This window comes from Hyphomonas polymorpha PS728 (genome assembly GCF_000685315.1).
GTDB lineage: Bacteria > Pseudomonadota > Alphaproteobacteria > Caulobacterales > Hyphomonadaceae > Hyphomonas > Hyphomonas polymorpha.
In genome coordinates this window covers 40,676-56,310 of the sequence record NZ_ARYM01000023.1, presented here as the reverse complement: position 1 = coordinate 56,310, position 15,635 = coordinate 40,676, and the positions used below count along the sequence as shown (strand labels likewise).

The window sequence follows — 15,635 nt, the reverse complement described above, 5'->3', positions numbered from 1 at the left end:
CAAGCCGCAGGTCGTCCGGCGTATCAACATAGACCGACAGGTCGATGAGATTGCGGATCTTCGGCATCGACAGGGCATGGATGCCCTCCAGGATCAGCACAGGCGCCGGCTCAATCCGGCGGGTACTTTTCGAGCGGTCATGCCGGTCATAATCATAGATCGGCTGATCGACGCCCTCCCCCGCCTTGAGCGCGCGAAGGTCGGAGACGAGGTGATCGACTTCCTTGGATTTGGGGTCATCATAGTTGATGCCCGCCACCAGCGCCTCACGCTCGGCCGCCGTTTGCGGCTCACCATAATGGCTCATCGGATGGTAATAGGCGTCTTCCCCGAACATCACGGCCTGGCCCGGCCCCAGCCGTTCCAGCAGTGCCACCGCCAGCGTCGACTTGCCCGAGCCTGACCCGCCCGACATCGCAATCAGGAAATTCTTCTTTTTGGTCATCGCAAGGCCGCCCTCTTCTTCCGACCGGTGTTTCCATGAAAAAGGGCCGCCCATCAAGGAGCGGCCCTCATTCAGTCTGCAGAGAGGTGAGAAGATTACTCTTCTTCGCCCTCGGAGCCCGCATCTTCAGCGAGTTCCTTGCCGGTCTCCTGATCGACGACTTTCATGGAGAGGCGGACCTTGCCGCGCTCATCGAAGCCCATCAGCTTCACCCACACCTTGTCGCCTTCCTTGACCATGTCTTTGGGGTGGCCAATGCGTTTGTTGGCCATCTGCGAGACGTGGACGAGGCCGTCCTTGGGACCGAAGAAGTTCACGAAAATGCCGAAGTCTTTCATCGAGACGACTTTGCCTTCGTAGATCTCGCCGACTTCCGGCTCAGCAACGATGCCCTTGATCATCTTGATCGCCGCTTCGATCGACTTGCGATCAAGCGCCGAGATCTGGACCGTGCCATCATCATCGATGTTCACCTTGGCGCCGGTTTCATCCACGATACCGCGGATAACCTTGCCGCCCGAACCGATCACATCACGGATCTTGTCGGTAGGAACCTTCATGATCTCCATCTGCGGTGCGTTCTCGGAAAGCTTGCCGCGCGAAGCGGTCAGCGCTTTCGACATTTCGCCGAGGATGTGCATACGGCCACCTTTGGCCTGCTCAAGGGCCTTGCCCATGATGTCCTTGGTGATACCGGCCACCTTGATGTCCATCTGCAGCGAGGTGATGCCCTTCTCGGTGCCAGCCACCTTGAAGTCCATGTCGCCGAGGTGATCTTCGTCGCCGAGGATGTCGGAGAGGACTGCAAACTCGCTGCCTTCCAGGATCAGGCCCATGGCGATGCCCGAGACCGGACGGGTCACCGGCACGCCGGCGTCCATCATCGCCAGCGAGCAGCCGCAGACAGTTGCCATCGAGGACGAGCCGTTGGACTCGGTGATCTCGGAGACGAGACGGATCGTGTACGGAAATTCTTCATGTTTGGGCAGGACGGCCTGCAGCGCGCGCCAGGCGAGCTTGCCATGGCCGATCTCGCGGCGGCCTGCGCCGCCCATCCGGCCCGTCTCCCCGACCGAATAGGGCGGGAAGTTGTAGTGCAGCATGAACTTTTCTTTTTTCGTCCCGTCCAGGCCGTCGACATATTGTTCGTCGTCGGAGGTTCCGAGCGTGGCAACGCAGATCGCCTGCGTTTCGCCGCGCGTGAACAGCGAGGAACCGTGCGTACGCGGCAGGAAGCCGGCTTCGGCAACGATCGGGCGGATCTGATCGAGCTTACGGCCGTCGATGCGCTCGCCGGTTTTCAGGATATCGCCGCGAACCACAGAGGCTTCGGCTTCCTTGAACACGGTCTTGAACACTTCGCCGGTCATCACGCCGGGGGCTTCCTCGGTGCCGACCAGGGCGGCTTTCGCCTTGTCCTTGGCCGCGCCGATGGCCGCATAACGCTCGCCCTTTGCGGTGATCTTGTAGGCTTTCGAGAGGTCAGCGCCGACCGTGTCGAGCACGGCTTTCAGGGCAGCCGAATGATCCGGCGGCTCATAGGCGAAGGGCTCTTTGGCGGCTTTCTCGGCCAGCGCGATGATCGCATCGATCACCGGCTGCATGGCTTCATGGCCGGCCACAACCGCGCCCAGCATCACTTCTTCGGAAAGTTCGTAGGCTTCCGATTCCACCATCATCACGGCGTCGGCGGTGCCGGCGAGGACGAGATCAAGCTCGGACTCTTCAACTTCTGCCACGGTCGGGTTGATGATGTACTGGCCATCCTTGTAGCCGACGCGCGCAGCACCGATCGGGCCCATGAAGGGCGCGCCGGAGAGCACGAGCGCAGCAGAAGCGCCGATCATGCCGACGATATCGGCATCGTTTTCGAGGTCATAGGACAGGGTCGTGACGACCACCTGAACTTCATGCTTGAACCCATCGACGAACAGCGGGCGGATCGGACGGTCGATCAGGCGCGAGGTCAGTGTTTCTTTTTCGGTGGGGCGGCCTTCGCGCTTGAAGTATCCGCCGGGGATCCGGCCGGAGGCGAAGTATTTTTCCTGGTAATTCACGGTCAGCGGGAAGAAATCCTGACCCGGTTTTGCTTCCTTCGCGAACACGGCGGTCGCGAGGACAATGGTGTCGCCGTATTGCACCATCACGGCGCCATCGGCCTGACGTGCCACCTGGCCCGTCTCGATTGTCAGTGTGCGGCCAGCCCATTCCAGCGACACGGATTGCTTGTTGAACATTCGTCTTGTCTTTCTTTCACATACGAAAAGCCCGCCGCGGCCCCAATGCCCGGCGGGCTTGTTTTTCGGAGCCTAGCGGCGGATGCCGAGCTCCGTGATGAGTTTCGTGTAACGATCCTCATTCTTGCCCTTGACGTAGTCGAGGAGCTTCCGGCGCGTGGCAACCATGGTCAGGAGGCCGCGGCGGGAATGGTTGTCTTTCTTGTTGGTCTTGAAGTGATCGGTCAGATTGTTGATCCGCTCGGTGAGGATCGCGACCTGCACTTCCGGGGAGCCCGTATCGCCTTCTTTGGTGGCGAACTTCTTGATCAGCTCCTGCTTCTTTTCAGCAGTAATCGACATCGGCATAGCCTTCTGGTTCAAGCATCCCAAAGGGATGCGGGTTTGAATAAACGCCTGAATTGGCGGGTTTTTTTGGGAACGGCCCTTGTCAAGTTGGCCACGGCCGGGATGTCGTCCAGCAGGGTCAGCAGGCAGGCCTCCGCCCCAAAAACGGGCTTATGACCTATTTGACGGGGAATTGAAAGTGGCGATTGTGCAAGCATTTGCCCTGCCGGGGCCCGTCTGCGGGCAAATTCCGCTGGATGCCAGCCATACGGCGCATTAGCGTCGCTGCATCGAATCGGGAGGGTTCCTATGAAAATCTGGTCGTGTGCGGCGCTGGCAGCCCTTTTTGTGGTCTCCGCCTGCGAAACCTTGAGCGAAAGCTATGTGATCGAGCGGGACGACCTGCTCAACGAAGACGGCATTCACGTCTATAGCGACCTTATGGAGAACCCTTGGGACGGCGCCCAGTACTGGCAGTTCCGCGCCACCAATTACAGCGACTATCCTTTCTGTGTCCGCACAGGGCTCGCCAGCGTCAGCCATTCCAACGGATACGACATGGGCAACGTCCATTATCTGGCCCCAGGGGAAAGCCGGGATATCGGCTATGTCCACGCCCCGGCTAATTTCCAGGTGGATGCCCGCACCTGGGACCCGGACGCAAACGGCAACTGCTGAGCCCGGCGCCGCCACCCGAAACGAGCCTGCTGATGACCCCCACGCCCCTCCCCGAAGAAGTCGCCCACATCATCCAGCTCGCCATTGCCCCGGTGTTCACACTGGCGGGTATCGGCGCGCTGCTGAATGTCATGGCAAACCGGCTTGCCAGGGTGGTCGACCGCTGGCGCGCGCTCGAGGCCGCCCTGCCGGAGACAGAACCGCTCACCCGCAGCCTCTACCATTCTGAGCTCTCCGTACTGGACAAGCGAATGGAGCGCATCCACCGCGCCATTTCCCTCTCCACGCTGGCAGCGCTGCTGATCTGTGTGGTGATTATCCTGCTCTTCACCGGCCAGCTGGTGCCGATCCCGGTCGCCCAGGCTGTTTCGGTTCTCTTCGTGGCTTCAATGGTATTCCTGTCGGTGGCGCTCGTCTCCTTCCTGATGGAAGTCCGCATCGCCAGCCGCACCCTCCGCGTCACCCGCGCGGTTCTGGAAGCAGGAAAGCCCGGAAAGCCGCGATAAACCCCGCCCTATCCAACCATGCCATCCCGGCAAGGCCGTTCAGCGGCGCCGGAAAGAGGCGCGCCCTATTTCTCGCCGGCGGCCTTGCCCATCTGGCGCAGGATCCAGACCGTGATGCCAACCATCACCAGCACCAGAGCGCCAAAGCCCGCCAGCGCGCCCACCGCCAGGGGATCAATCGTCAGATTACCGATCTGCATGTGAGGCCTCCTCCCGCATTCAGCTTCTGACGGGAAGATACGAAAAGCCTGGCCAGCGGAAAACCCACGTAAAACTACCTAGGCTGGGAAAACCCCTGCCCGGCTGAGCGCGCTGGCCACAGGGTGGCCCAGCACGGTTTCCAGCCATTTTGCCGTCTCGATCAGGCGGGCCAGATCCAGCCCCGTCTCAAATCCCGCCCGCTCCAGCATCCAGACGACGTCTTCGGTGGCCACATTGCCTGTCGCCGCCGGCGCAAAGGGGCAGCCGCCGATGCCGCCGCAGCTGGCATCGATCACGTCAATGCCCGCCTCCACAGCGGCAAACACGTTCGCAAGGCCCGCCCCGCGCGTATCGTGGAAATGCATCCGCAGGAACACATCGGGCGCCTCGATCCGTACCCGGTCAATTGCGCGGCGCACATCCCAGGGCGTTGCCGCCCCGATCGTGTCGCCCAGGGCGAGTTCGGCGACGCCCGCCCTTTGGGCCTGCGCAGCCAAGCTGCCGACGACGGCGATATCCACATCGCCCGTATACGGATCGCCAAAGGCCACCGAAATGGTTGCCGTCAGCGGGATGCCCGCCTCATGCGCCAGCGGGGCGCACTTTGCCAGCATGTCGGCGCTCTCCTGCGGGCTCATGCCCTGGTTGCGGCGTCCGAAAGCCTCGCTGGCCACCAGCACGAAATTGATCTCGTCGGCCTTCGCCTCGATCGCGCGGCGCATGCCTGTCTCATTCAGCGCGAGGGCGATGTGGCGCGTCGGCCGTGTCCGGTCGACCCCGGCGAAAACGGCCGGGGAGTCGGCCATCTTTGGCACGGCCTTGGGGCTGACGAAGCTGCCCGATTCCATCCGCCGGACGCCCGCCGCCTCCAGCCGCGCAATGAATTCCAGCTTCTGCGCGACGCTCAGATTGGCCGGATCATTCTGCAACCCGTCGCGCGGGCCTACTTCCACAATGTCGATACGGCGGGTCATTACGCGTTCCTATCTGCCTGTAAATGCCGGGGCCCGGCGCTCCACAAAGCTCGCCACCCCTTCCTTGAAATCATGCGTCGCAAAGCTCGCTTCCATCTCGCCGTCTGCCACTTCCAGCGAAGCGGCGTAAGACTGGAAATAGCTCTCGCGCACCTGCCGCTTCATGATCGCCACAGAGCGCGGCGATACCTGCGTCGCCAGATGCAGGGCAAGATCGTGGACATATTCCATCAGCTCATCCCCCGGCATCGCCTTGTTTACGAGGCCCATCCGTTCGGCCTCCGCCCCGTCAAACTTGCGCGCCGTGAACAGAAGGTCGAGCGCGTTGGCCTCTCCCACAAGGCGCGGCAGCTGCCAGGCAATGCCATGCTCGGCAATCAGGCCGCGCTGGGCAAAGGCGGTGGTGAACTTCGCCTCGGCCGCTGCATAGCGCATGTCAGCAAACAGGGTGAGGATCAGGCCAATCCCGGCGCAGGGGCCGTTGATGGCCGCGATGATCGGCTTGGGACAGGCAAACATATGGCCGAAGCGGCCGGGAAACATCTTCTCCAGCTCTGACGGCGCCTGAGGTTTGGGGGCAGCTGGCCGGGTCTCGTTATAGTCCGCCCCGGCGCTCGCCTGGATCGACTGGAGCCCGTTCATGTCAGCCCCGGCGCAGAAGCCGCGCCCGGCGCCCGTCAAGATGATCACACGCACGGCCTCGTCCGCCCCGCCCTTCCGGATTGCGGTCTCCACCTCCACCTGCATCGTGCCGGTCCACGCGTTCAGCCGCTCCGGACGGTTCAGCGTGATCGTCAGCACGCCGTCTGAAAGGCCGGTCATTATCTCCTGATAGGCGCTCATCGCTCGTCTCTCCCCTATGGTCTTTGTATCAGTCTAGACCCGTATCCCAGGATTGGGCAGACGCAAAACCCCCTTCCCCTGCGGCTTGACTTGCGCGCGGCCATGGGCGACCGCTGCCGTTATGTCCACCTTCCCTCCCCCCCTCTCCGGCAGCGCGCAGGACGAAACCGCCGAGCTGCGCCCGCGCTTCGACGAGAGCGGCCTCATTGCCGCGATTGCGCAGGATGCGGTTACAGGAGAGGTGCTGATGCTCGCCTGGATGAATGCCGAGGCGCTGCAGAAAACCATCGAGACCGGCCGGGCCACCTACTGGTCGCGGTCGCGGGGCGAAATCTGGATCAAGGGCGAAACCTCCGGCCATATCCAGGAAGTCACCGAAATCCGCGTCGATTGCGACCAGGATGCCGTGCTGCTGAAAGTGCGTCAGACGGGCGGGGCCTGCCACACCCACCGGGAGAGCTGCTTCTACCGGCGTGTAGACGGGGGGGCGCTATCCTTCCCCGGTGAGGCAGACTAGGGTTCCCGAAAACCGGAGGAACCGCCATGCGCCTGCCCACATCGCTCACCCAGATCCTGCTCACCGGCGCTGCCGTAGGGATCCTTGCTGCCTGCGCCCCACCTGCTGAAGCGCCCCCCGCCGCCGCCCCGCCGCCAGCTGCAGAAGCCACAGAAACGGCGGGCCCGGCGCTCTATGTCGACGTGCTCGATTGCGGCACCATCGCCATCTCCGATCTCGACGCATTCTCCTCGGCTGGCGATTATGCCGGCCAAGCCGACGAATTCACGAACACTTGCTATCTGATCAACCATCCCAATGGCCGCCTGCTCTGGGATCTCGGCCTGCCCTCCCAGCTCGTCGGTCAGCCACCCTTCACCCAGCAGATATTCACCGTGTCGGTAGAAAGATCGATCACGGACCAGCTCGCCGATCTTGGCGTCGTCCCCTCTGAGCTGACCTATGTGGCGATTTCGCATGCGCATTTCGATCATATCGGACAGATCGATCAGGTCCAGGGCGCCACCTGGCTCGTCAATCAGACCGAATATGACTACATGTTCCCGGCTGACGGCGCGCCGCCTGCAGACCCGTCGCTGGTGGCCAACTTTGCCCTGTTCAAGCCAATGGAAACCCAGATCATCAACGATAGCCATGATGTCTTCGGTGATGGCAGTGTCGTGATCTTCCAGACCCCGGGCCATACGCCGGGCCATTCATCGCTTCAGCTGACCCTTCCCGAAACCGGGCCGGTCCTTCTGACTGGCGACCTTTATCACCGGTCCGAGAGCCGCGCGCTGGGCCGCGTGCCGCGTTTCAATACAAGCGAAGAGAATACGCTCGCCTCAATGGCCGCGTTCGAGGCCCGCGCCACCGACCTCGGCGCCAGGGTGGTCATCCAGCATGAGCCGGCTGACGTCGACCCCCTGGGCGGCGTTATTCGCTAGGCACTGCGCTTTCTTCCGCAGGCAGAGGAGCTGGCCGGATGAAAATCCGGTCCTCCCGCGCCGCGAATTCGCCCCGCCGGAACTCGCCGGCGATGCTTGCCGTCAGGCCAGCCTCCTCCAGCACTGCGGCGACCCGCGCCGCACGGCGATGCCCAAGCGCGCGCTCGTCAAAGGTCTGGGCGGCCAGCGCGTTCGGCAGATAGGCGACCACCTCCACCTGGCCAGCCCCCCAGCGCTGCAGGGCCCAGACCTGATCGGCCAGCATATCGGCTGCCCGCGGCGCAAGCGCATCGTCATTGGGCGCAAACGGGATGGGCAGCAGCGCCAGCGGCGGCGGCACGATAGAGACTGTCCAGTCGGCATAGTTCCGCGTCAGCCCGTCCTCCAGGCTGCGCCAGGCCGGCAGGGTCACGCCTTCAGTCGGCGCAGCGGCGAACACGGCCGAACGCGCCTGGGCGTCGATGTCTGCGGCAGCGAGATTGAACGGATAGGCCGCGCGCAGTTCCCGCTCGGTCCGGCGTTCCTGGGCCAGCGCTTCGAACTGGGACATCTGCGCGCGCAGCGGCGCGCCCAGCGAAGACTCGGCCGCCTGAAGGAAGCGCGCCGTTGCGGTGTTATTATTATCGTCCACCTGAATCTGGTCGATCGACACTTTAACCGTCCGGCGAAACCGCTCTGCCAGCCGTTCTGCCAGCGCTGCCTCGGCGCCCGCCACACGGTCATTGGTCAGCACGGTCGCCTGCAGCACGATCTGATGTTCCCCGCGCCGGGGAAACGCCACATCCATATCGGAAAGCCGCGCCTCCCTGCCCTCGAACGGATCAAGCACCATATCCCGCGCCACATCCCGCACCCGGGTCTCATACGCAATATCGCGCAGGGCGAGGCCCAAGGGGATCGACAGGGCAACGAACACGCCGACGATCAGCCCGGTCTGCCAGAAATTATGCTGCGGGCTGTGGCGCTCGCCAAACCCGTAAAAGCGGGAGAGCACCGTCACCGACAGCGCAATCGCCAGAAGGTTCGTCATGTAGAGAAAGAATGCGCCGCCCGCCAGCTGGAACTGCGCCGTTGCAAGGCCATACCCCACCACGGCAAGCGGCGGCATCAGGGCGGTGGCAATGGCCACGCCCACAATCGTCTCGCCCTTGCGGTGGATCACGGCATAGCCCCCGGCGAGCCCCGAGAACACGGCAACCAGAAGATCGAAGAAGTTCGGCCGCGTCCGCGCCAGGATCTCGGGCGTCACATCCGTTAACGGAGAAAGAAAGACGATCAGAAAGGACGTTCCCAGCGCCAGCCCCGTACCGATGGCCAGCGACACAATCGCCTCGCGCAGCGCCTTCAGTTCCAGGATCGAAAGCGAGAAGCCCATCAGCATGATCGGCCCCATCAGCGGAGAGATCAGCATCGCGCCGATGATGACGGCCGGAGAGGACAGAAGCAGGCCCAGAATGGCGATCCCGCAGGACATTGCCGTCATGAAGAGGTAACGCCCGGAGACGCCGCCTTCCTCATGGACGTGATCGACCACTTCCATATGGTCAATGCTGCGGATGCCCCGCCAGCGGGCAACTCGCAGACGGCGATACCATTCCGGCCGCCGGGGCGGCTTTTGCTCAGCAGTATCGGTCATGTTCCGTCCTCGTCAGAGAGTCCGCCCAGGCGTGGTGCGCTAAGGCCGCCGGCGCGCTCAAGGCGCAGCGGCAAAAGCAGGTTCAGTTGCCACCCTCGACCAGGCGCCGGGCGATAACCATCGCTTGCACTTCGCCTGCGCCCTCGAAGATGTTCAAAATACGCGCGTCCTGCAGAATGCGGCTGATCGTGTATTCCAGCGCAAAGCCGTTGCCGCCATGGATTTGCACGGCATTGTCCGCCGCCGCCCAGGCGACCCGCGCGGCCAGCAATTTTGCCATGCCGGCCTCAAGGTCACAGCGCTTGCCGTTATCCTTCTGGCGGGCGGAGAAATAGGTCAGCTGGCGCACGCCGACGAGTTCGGCCGCCATCATCACCAGCTTGTTGGAGACGCGCGGGAACTTGAAGATCGCCTGGCCAAACTGCTGCCGGTCCAGCGCGTAGCGAAGACCGGTCTCGAAGGCGTTCTGGGCCACGCCCACGGCGCGCGCGGCCGTCTGGATACGGGCGCTCTCGAAGGTGGCCATCAGATGCTTGAAGCCCTGCCCTTCGACGCCGCCCAGCAGGTTCTCGGCCTTCACCTTGAACCCATCAAAGCCGATCTCGTATTCCTTCATCCCGCGATAGCCGAGCACTTCGATCTCGCCGCCGGTCATGCCTTCTGCCGGAAACGGATCGGCATCGGTGCCGCGCGGCTTTTCAGCCAGCAGCATCGAGAGGCCCGAGAAATTGTTCGTCGCCGGATCAGTCCGCGCCAGCAGTGTCATCAGGTCGGCGCGCACAGGATGGGTGATCCAGGTCTTATTGCCGGTGACGATATAATCGGCGCCATCGGCAGACTTCACCGCGCGCGTGCGCAGCGAGCCAAGGTCAGACCCGGTATTGGGCTCGGTAAACACCGCCGTCGGCAGGATCTCGCCGCTGGCAATCTTGGGCAGCCATTTTTCCTTCTGCTCCGGCGTGCCCCCGATCAGGATCAGCTCAGCGGCAATTTCCGACCGCGTACCGAGCGAGCCTGTGCCGATATAGCCCCGCGAAAGTTCCTCGGAGACAACGCACATCGCCGTCTTGCCCATGCCGAGGCCGCCGAACTCTTCCGGGATCGTCAGCCCGAATACGCCCAGCTCCGACATCTCCTCGACAACATCCATCGGGATATAGTCGTTGCGCAGGTGCCACCCATGGGCATGCGGCTTGATCCGGTCAGCGGCGAACTTCGCGAACTGCTCGCGCACCATTTCCATCGTCTCGTCGAGACCGGTCGCCTCCACCGTATTGCGCGACAGGGCGTCCGGCAGCAGCGCCGCCGCCGCCGAGAGAACCGCCTGACTCTTGCCCTCGATGATCAGCTTGCGGATGACGGGCACCGCGAACAGCGCGTCGGCCGCTTCCAGGCTGCCCAGTTCATGCGGACGGATCGTCTCGCCCTGGTTCATCGGAATGCCGCCGACGATCTGGGCGCAATACTCGCTGAACAGGATCTGGGAGAGCAGCGCCTCGGCTTCGCCAAACTTGCCGTCGGCCTCCAGCCGCGCGGCCCATTCGGAAACCTGGCGCAGGGTTTCCACATAGGTGACGAGCCAAGAGAGGCCATGGGCCAGGTGCTGATTGCGCTCGAAGGCGCCGCGATCGGGTTTCCCGTCAGCGCCGGCCAGCAGGTCCCGGGCGCCAGCAATTGCGGCGGCGGCATAGGTGTCCAGCGCGGTGACCGCTTCGGCCAGCGTGCCCACGAGCCCCTGAAAAACCGTGCCCTGCCCCTGTTCCAGCGTATCTGTTGCACCCATCACGTCTCTCCCTCAAATCTGTTGCCGCCTCATGTCGCCGAATAGGATAGGGCGGCAAGCGCTTTCTGGCATATCCATGTTGTGCGGCGCAACATCGCGCCGGAGTCCACCTCCCGGCCTCAGCCTTCCAGTTTCCGGTACCGCGCGGTCTGGGAATGCGCCAAAGTCCGCCCTGCCGGCTCCGGCAACAGGCGTGTCAGCGTCGCTACCACCTTGTTGAACAGGCCGGGCACCACCACCGGCTGCCCCCAGTTGACGGCATCAATTCCCGCCTTCACCACAGGGGCGGCCTCCATCCACATCCATTTCGGCATCTTGTTGGTCGTCTCCCGCATGCCGTTCACGTCATGGAACTCGCTCCAGGTGAAGCCGGGACAGAGCGCCGTGCAATGAACATCCTTATGCCCCAGCGTCTGGCATTCGGCCGCCACGCTTTCGGAGAACTTGATCATCGCGGCCTTCACGCTCCCGTATAGCGTGTGTCCGGCGCTGCCGGGCGCATACCCGGCGAGTGAGGCGACATTGATGATCCGCCCGAAACCGCGCGCCGCCATGCCCGGCAGCACCCGGTGCGTCAGTTCCACTGGCGCCAGATACAGTACCTGCAGGAAATCAGCCTGATCAGCCCATGAGGTGGACAGAAACGTTCCAGGAAGTCCGTAGCCGGCATTGTTCACCAGCGCGTCAATCTCCCGGCCCTTCCCTTCCAGCGCCGCGATGATCCGCGGCGGCGCGCCGGGGTTGGACAGATCCTCCGGAATGACCTCCACCAGCACGCCGTAACGGGCATGCAGCTCGGCCGCCAGAACCTGCAACCGGTCCGCCCGGCGCGCCGTCAGCGCCAGGTCCCACCCCAACGCTGCGTATTGCTTCGCAAACTCAGCACCTATTCCAGAAGACGCACCTGTGATGAGGCAAAGCCGCCTATTCATGCCCATTTTTCATGCTCGCTTCATGAGTTGTGTCAGAAATGCAACAAAAGCATAACTAAAGCATGGTGTTAGCCCGGTCTGCTTGTTGATTGCTGCAGTGCCCTCACCTTACGGTTAGTTCAGGTTTCCACAACCGCCCGCCGGCAAGCCGGCACACACGCACACGGAGTTACCAACCCAATGCAATTCAAAGCTGCTCTTTCGGCGGCCGTTGCCGTCATCGCACTTTCCGCTGCTGCCGCGCCAGTCTGGGCGCAGGAACAGGAAGGCGAGTCCGCCCGCACCCTCGATACCGTCGTCACCGTCGGTACCCGCGTTGCCAACCGCTCTGCCCTCGATACCGCCGCCCCGGTAGACGTTGTTTCTGCAGAGACGATCCAGAACATCGGGGTCGGCGAGCTCAATCAGGCGCTCTCCGTCAACCTGCCTTCTTACAACTTCCCCCGTCCGGCCCTGACCGATGGCACCGACTCTGTCCGCCCCGCCGCCCTGCGCGGCCTGGCGCCTGACCAGACGCTCGTGCTCGTGAACGGCAAGCGCCGTCATTCGGCCGCCCTCGTCAACGTCAACGGCTCGATCGGCCGCGGCGCTTCTGCGGTTGACCTCAACACCATCCCGTCGCTGGCAGTCGGCGGCGTGGAAGTCCTGCGCGACGGCGCCTCGGCCCTCTACGGCTCTGACGCGATTGCCGGCGTGGTCAACGTCCGCCTGCGCGAAGCCAATACCGGCGGCGCGATCCAGGCGAGCTATGGCTGGCGCGAAACCGAATACACAGTGCCCGTCATCGCCCCCACCGCGACAGGCGTGCCCAACCCCGGCGCCACCGCCACCCGCGAACGCTCGGACGGCCACGTGCTGACCGTTGCCGGTTGGAAAGGCTACAGCCTCGGCGAAAACGGCTTCCTCACCATCACCGGTGAGTATAAGGACCAGAACCACACCGAGCGCGCCGGCTATGACAGCCGCCAGCAATATCCAACGGTGTTCCCGGCCGGTGAGGCGATCATCAATCGCTGGAATGGCTGGACCGGTGAGCCTGACCTCGAGCAGCTGAGCTTCTTCGCCAATGCCGGCTACACGCTTGCCAATGGCGTCGAGCTTTATGGCTGGGGCAGCTTCCAGGACCGCGAAACGGTTTCCGCCGGCTTCTTCCGCCGCGCCAATGATGCCCGCAACGTCATCGAGATCTATCCGAACGGCTTCCTGCCGAAGATCAACCCGACGACCACGGACTATTCTGCCCTCGGCGGCGCCCGCTTCAACTGGGCTGGCTGGGATGTGGATGCCTCGCTCGGCTATGGCTCCAACAAGATGGAGTTCCAGATCATCGACACGGTGAACCGGTCCATCGGGCCTGCATCGAAAACATCGTTTGATGCCGGTGGCTTTGAAGGCTCGCAGCTGGTTGCCAACATTGGCTTCGTCAAAGGCTTTGCCATGGACGGCCTCGCCTCCGATCTCAACGTGGCCTGGGGTGTGGAAGCCCGCAAGGAAACCTATGAGATCTTTGCCGGTGAGCCTGACTCCTACCGCAATGGCGGCGTGCTGCTGAATGGCGCCCCCACCGCTTCCGGCGCCCAGGTGTTCCCTGGCTTCCGCCCCGAAAACGAGCGTGACGAAGACCGCACCGCTGTCGGCGTCTATGTCGACCTTGAAGCCAACGTCACCGACAAGCTGCTCGTCTCCGGCGCCGTTCGCGGCGAATCCTATTCGGACTTCGGCGAAGCCCTCACCGGGAAGCTCGCAGCCCGCTACGACCTGACCGAAAGCTTTGCGGTTCGCGGCTCGATCCAGAACGGCTTCCGCGCCCCGTCGCTGCAGCAGCAATACTTCACCACTACCTCGACGAACTTCATCAGCGGCGTGCCCTTCGACATCACCACCTTCACCGTGGACGATCCGGTCGCTGTGGCCTTGGGCGCAACCCCGCTCGACGCTGAAAAGTCGGTCAACTATGCCCTCGGCTTCGTCTTCCGGGCCGGCGCCTTCAACCTGACCGTTGATGGCTACCGGATTGATGTCGAAGACCGCATCGTCCTGTCGGAAAACCTCACCGCAACCAACGTCCAGGCTTACCTGCAAGGGCTCGGTTTCGTGGGTTCGGGCGGCGGCCGCTTCTTCCTGAACGGCGTCGACACCGAAACCACGGGCGTTGACATCATCGCCAACTACGCCTTTCCGGAAACAGAAATCGGCACCTTCCGCGGTACGCTCGGCGCCAACTTCAACAAGACCGAAGTGACGAAAGTTCCGGCTGTTCCGCAACTGGCGGCGCTTAATCCGGCACCCGTCCTCTTCGGCCGCGTCAACGTGCTGACGCTCGAAGAAGGCGCGCCGAAGGACAAGTTCACCGGTCAGCTCGACTGGGAACGCGGCCCCTTCGCCGCTACGCTCCGGGCGATCCGTTATGGCGAAGTGCTTGTTCCGGGCACCACGTCGGCAACCGACTATAACCTCGACCCGAAAACGGTTGTGGACCTGGAAGCCCGTTACAACTGGAACGACCGCGTAACCCTGGCCCTCGGCGCAGATAACATCTTCGACGAGTATCCGGATGCGGCGCCCGCTGCGCTCAACAGCACCGGCAACACGCCCTTCTCCACCTACTCGCCCTTCGGCTATTCGGGCCGCTTCGTGTACACGAAGGCTACCCTGAAATTCTAAGGCGCGATCCTTCCGCTTACCCACAAACGCCGCCCTCCGGGGCGGCGTTTTTCATTGCCCTGAGGGCAGCGCTTGATCTCTCCGGGGCCGCCCCTACTGTCCGGCGCCAGCATACCATTCTCGGGGGGAGACAGCATGGCCCGCATTCGCGCCAACGGCATTGAACTGGAATATGACACGCTGGGAAACCCAGCCGATCCGGCCATCCTGCTGATCATGGGCTTTGCCTTCCAGATGACGCGCTGGCCCGACGCCTTCCGCCAGGGACTTGCTGATGCTGGCTTTCATGTCATTCGGTTTGACAACCGGGATATCGGCCTTTCCCAGGAAATGGGCGGCTTTTCCAGCTACACCCTGAACGATCTCGCCGCCGATGCCGCGGGCCTGCTCGGCGCCCTAGGAATCGGCCGTGCGCATATTGTCGGCATGTCGATGGGTGGCATGATTGCCCAGCTGATGGCCCTCGACCATCCCCACAAGGTTTCCAAGCTCGTCGCCATGATGACCTCTTCCGGCGCGCCGAACCTGCCTCCGCCCACGCAGGAAGCGCTCGCCGCGCTGACCGCCGTGCCCTTGCAGCGCACGCCCGAGGCCATCGCCGATATTGCTGTGAAAGCGCAGCACGCCATCGGCTCGGCGCCCCATCTGCGCAACAGCGCAGACACCATCCGCCGCTATGCGATTGAAGACTTCCGCCGTTCAGACCGGCCCTTCGGCGTCATCCGTCAGTTTACGGCCATTCAGGCCCAGCCGCGCTGGCATGAACGCCTCGGCGCCATCCCTCACCCCACCCTTGTGCTGCACGGGAGCGATGATCCGCTGGTGCGCCCCGCTGCGGGCGAAGACATTGCCCGCCGCATTCCCGGTGCCCGCTTCAAGGCCCTGCCGGGATGGGGCCATGATCTCGCCGACGCCATGTCGGAAACCCTCGCCCGCGAGATCACTTCCTTCCTCAAGGAATAATCC

The 15,635-nt window shown here is 63.2% G+C and carries 15 protein-coding genes; 6 read left to right on the top strand and 9 right to left on the bottom strand.

Annotation, left to right across the window (positions count from 1 at the left end; all coding sequences use genetic code 11):
• From HPO_RS16200 to rpsO, 3 genes are all read right to left on the bottom strand, one after another.
• The coding region (locus tag HPO_RS16200) for a uridine kinase (RefSeq protein ID WP_035601114.1) at positions 1 to 445 on the bottom strand (445 nt) is incomplete at its 3' end.
• A 95-nt stretch (positions 446 to 540) separates the two neighbouring features.
• Positions 541 to 2,682 (bottom strand): polyribonucleotide nucleotidyltransferase, encoded by a 2,142-nt coding sequence (gene pnp, locus HPO_RS16195; RefSeq protein ID WP_035601066.1) that lies wholly within the window; start codon positions 2,680 to 2,682, stop codon positions 541 to 543.
• Positions 2,683 to 2,754: 72 nt separating this feature from the next.
• Positions 2,755 to 3,024: a 30S ribosomal protein S15 gene (gene rpsO / locus HPO_RS16190; protein WP_035601109.1), complete on the bottom strand. Its 270-nt coding sequence runs from the start codon at positions 3,022 to 3,024 to the stop codon at positions 2,755 to 2,757.
• Positions 3,025 to 3,318: 294 nt separating this feature from the next.
• Between rpsO and HPO_RS16185 the strand changes: the two genes are divergently transcribed.
• The gene (locus HPO_RS16185; protein ID WP_035601064.1) at positions 3,319 to 3,687 is read left to right on the top strand and encodes a hypothetical protein; all 369 of its coding nucleotides are present in this window, start codon (positions 3,319 to 3,321) and stop codon (positions 3,685 to 3,687) included.
• Between the two features lie 32 nt (positions 3,688 to 3,719).
• Positions 3,720 to 4,193, top strand: coding sequence for a DUF2721 domain-containing protein (locus HPO_RS16180; RefSeq protein WP_035601060.1), 474 nt, complete (start codon positions 3,720 to 3,722; stop codon positions 4,191 to 4,193).
• A gap of 65 nt (positions 4,194 to 4,258) precedes the next feature.
• On the opposite strand, the gene HPO_RS21115 is transcribed toward HPO_RS16180, so the two are convergent.
• The 3 genes from HPO_RS21115 to HPO_RS16170 form a co-directional block, all read right to left on the bottom strand.
• Positions 4,259 to 4,393: a hypothetical protein gene (locus tag HPO_RS21115; RefSeq protein WP_277813441.1), complete on the bottom strand. Its 135-nt coding sequence runs from the start codon at positions 4,391 to 4,393 to the stop codon at positions 4,259 to 4,261.
• Between the two features lie 78 nt (positions 4,394 to 4,471).
• A complete protein-coding gene (locus tag HPO_RS16175) occupies positions 4,472 to 5,368 on the bottom strand; it encodes a hydroxymethylglutaryl-CoA lyase (protein WP_035601058.1) in 897 nt (298 codons plus the stop codon).
• Positions 5,369 to 5,377: 9 nt separating this feature from the next.
• Positions 5,378 to 6,211: an enoyl-CoA hydratase gene (locus HPO_RS16170; protein WP_035601055.1), complete on the bottom strand. Its 834-nt coding sequence runs from the start codon at positions 6,209 to 6,211 to the stop codon at positions 5,378 to 5,380.
• A gap of 121 nt (positions 6,212 to 6,332) precedes the next feature.
• Between HPO_RS16170 and hisI the strand changes: the two genes are divergently transcribed.
• On the top strand, positions 6,333 to 6,728 hold the full coding sequence (gene hisI, locus HPO_RS16165; protein ID WP_035601052.1) for a phosphoribosyl-AMP cyclohydrolase: 396 nt from the start codon (positions 6,333 to 6,335) through the stop codon (positions 6,726 to 6,728).
• A 26-nt stretch (positions 6,729 to 6,754) separates the two neighbouring features.
• Complete coding sequence (locus tag HPO_RS16160) at positions 6,755 to 7,654, top strand: N-acyl homoserine lactonase family protein (RefSeq protein ID WP_051612696.1); 900 nt, start codon at positions 6,755 to 6,757, stop codon at positions 7,652 to 7,654.
• Here the strand turns inward: HPO_RS16160 and HPO_RS16155 are convergent.
• The 3 genes from HPO_RS16155 to HPO_RS16145 all read right to left on the bottom strand — a co-directional run bounded on the left by HPO_RS16155 (position 7,644) and on the right by HPO_RS16145 (position 12,005).
• Positions 7,644 to 9,290 (bottom strand): TIGR00341 family protein, encoded by a 1,647-nt coding sequence (locus HPO_RS16155; protein WP_051612695.1) that lies wholly within the window; start codon positions 9,288 to 9,290, stop codon positions 7,644 to 7,646. The genes HPO_RS16160 and HPO_RS16155 overlap by 11 nt on opposite strands.
• A gap of 82 nt (positions 9,291 to 9,372) precedes the next feature.
• Complete coding sequence (locus HPO_RS16150) at positions 9,373 to 11,073, bottom strand: acyl-CoA dehydrogenase family protein (protein ID WP_035601050.1); 1,701 nt, start codon at positions 11,071 to 11,073, stop codon at positions 9,373 to 9,375.
• Between the two features lie 119 nt (positions 11,074 to 11,192).
• Positions 11,193 to 12,005 (bottom strand): SDR family NAD(P)-dependent oxidoreductase, encoded by an 813-nt coding sequence (locus tag HPO_RS16145; protein ID WP_035601047.1) that lies wholly within the window; start codon positions 12,003 to 12,005, stop codon positions 11,193 to 11,195.
• Positions 12,006 to 12,185: 180 nt separating this feature from the next.
• Between HPO_RS16145 and HPO_RS16140 the strand changes: the two genes are divergently transcribed.
• Positions 12,186 to 14,669: a TonB-dependent receptor plug domain-containing protein gene (locus HPO_RS16140; RefSeq protein WP_035601045.1), complete on the top strand. Its 2,484-nt coding sequence runs from the start codon at positions 12,186 to 12,188 to the stop codon at positions 14,667 to 14,669.
• A gap of 135 nt (positions 14,670 to 14,804) precedes the next feature.
• Positions 14,805 to 15,632, top strand: coding sequence for an alpha/beta hydrolase (locus HPO_RS16135; protein WP_035601043.1), 828 nt, complete (start codon positions 14,805 to 14,807; stop codon positions 15,630 to 15,632).
• Positions 15,633 to 15,635 lie beyond the last annotated feature (3 nt).